1 pseudogene is annotated in these 1,049 nt (G+C 68.5%); it reads right to left on the bottom strand.

Annotation, left to right across the window (positions count from 1 at the left end):
* Positions 1 to 22: 22 nt before the first annotated feature.
* A pseudogene (locus ACIA6B_RS32540) lies at positions 23 to 899 on the bottom strand (IS5 family transposase).
* Between the last annotated feature and the right edge of the window lie 150 nt (positions 900 to 1,049).

Below are 1,049 nucleotides of genomic sequence, written 5' to 3'. Positions count from 1 at the left end.
CTAGGGCCTGTGTCGAAGTCGGTCACAGCCACTCGTTGATGGCGGCGAGGTGGATGGTGGCCTCATAGCGGACGGCCAGCTTGTCGAAGCGGGTGGCCACGGCTCGGTTGCGTTTGAGCCGGTTGATGCCGCACTCCACGGCGTGACGTTGCTGGTAGATGTGCGGGTCGAAGGCCGGTGGCCGGCCGCCTTGGGATCCCTTGGCCCGCCGGTTCGCGTCCTGGTCGGCCTTGCTCGGGATGGTCGCGGCGATGCCCCGTCGGCGCAGGTAGGCCCGGTTGGCCTTCGAGGTGTACGCCTTGTCGGCCAGGACCCGGTCCGGGCGGGTTCTCGGGCGGCCGGTGAGCAGGCGGGGCACGCGGATGGCGCTCAGGACGGGGATGAACTGCGGGCTGTCGCCGCGGTGTCCGGCGGTGAGCACGATCGCGAGGGGTTTCTGGCCCTGCTCGCAGCCCAGGTGCAGCTTCGTGGTCAACCCGCCGCGAGACCGACCCAGCGCGTGATCATCCGGCTCAACGCTGACGCCACCGGGTGGTTCGGCCTGCAGATCCCCCTTTTCCTCGCCCCGGCCGCGTGCTGATGGGCCCGAGCGCTGGTCGAGTCCACTGACACGTCCCAGGTGATCCGCCCGACCGCGTCGGCCAAGGCCTGCAACGCCGTCAGGACCTGCAGCCACGTGCCGTCGCGCTGCCAGCGGCGGAACAGGGCATACACCGCCGACCAGGACCGTACTGCGGTGGCACGTCCCGCCACGGAGCACCCACCCGGATCCGCCACCGAATCCCATCAATCAACTGCCGCCTACTCCACAACGACGGTCGACCCGGGCGCTTACCCGCAGGCAGCAACGGCTGCAGCACCGCCCACTGCGCGTCGGTCAGGTCGAACCGCCTCGTCACCGCTAGGGTGTCCACGAGGTCTCCGGTGGTCTCCGGTTTTTCTTGGTCGTTAAACCATCTACCGGAGACCTCGCCGTATCTCGATCTCCGACACGCGAAGATCCTCAAACCAGCTCAGGCCCTGGCACCGGACTTCGACACAGGCCCTAG

The organism is Micromonospora sp. NPDC051141 (assembly GCF_044455765.1).
Taxonomy (GTDB): Bacteria; Actinomycetota; Actinomycetes; order Mycobacteriales; family Micromonosporaceae; genus Micromonospora.
This window is presented reverse-complemented; position numbering and strand designations above follow the sequence as displayed.